At 44.2% G+C, this 428-nt stretch carries 1 protein-coding gene; it reads right to left on the minus strand.

From position 1 onward, the window contains the following. The coding region (locus tag KNQ02_RS15550; RefSeq protein ID WP_214809144.1) for a transposase at positions 1 to 428 on the minus strand (428 nt) is incomplete at both ends.

Genomic DNA, 428 nt, shown 5'->3' on the forward strand with positions numbered 1-428 from the left:
ATCACTTTCTGCATCGTCTGACTTTTCGTACACCGTTCTAGAAATGGACAAGTTTCACAGATTTTTGGATCTGATACGTACTCCCGTCTCCCTTCCCGTGTAGTTGTTCGATAGACAAGCTGCTGATTATTTTCACAGAGATAGCAGTCGTAATACGCATCATTATAAAAGGCATTCGTTTTGAACATACCTTTCACCCCTTTAGGGCGAGTGTAGGGGAAGACTGGCAAAATACGCTGTCTGAGAAGTAAATGTACGATGGGGGCGGTTTTATAGGCGGAGTCTGCGACGACTGCAAACGGGACGGTAAAACGGTGGATGATGAGCTCGAGCAAGGGATTTAAAATGATACTATCGTGAATATTACCTGGTGTGACAATTGTCCCGAGGACAAAACCATTCCGATCACATGCTGTATGAAAGGAATA

Source organism: Exiguobacterium sp. s102 (assembly GCF_018618635.1).
Lineage (GTDB): Bacteria > Bacillota > Bacilli > Exiguobacteriales > Exiguobacteriaceae > Exiguobacterium_A > Exiguobacterium_A oxidotolerans.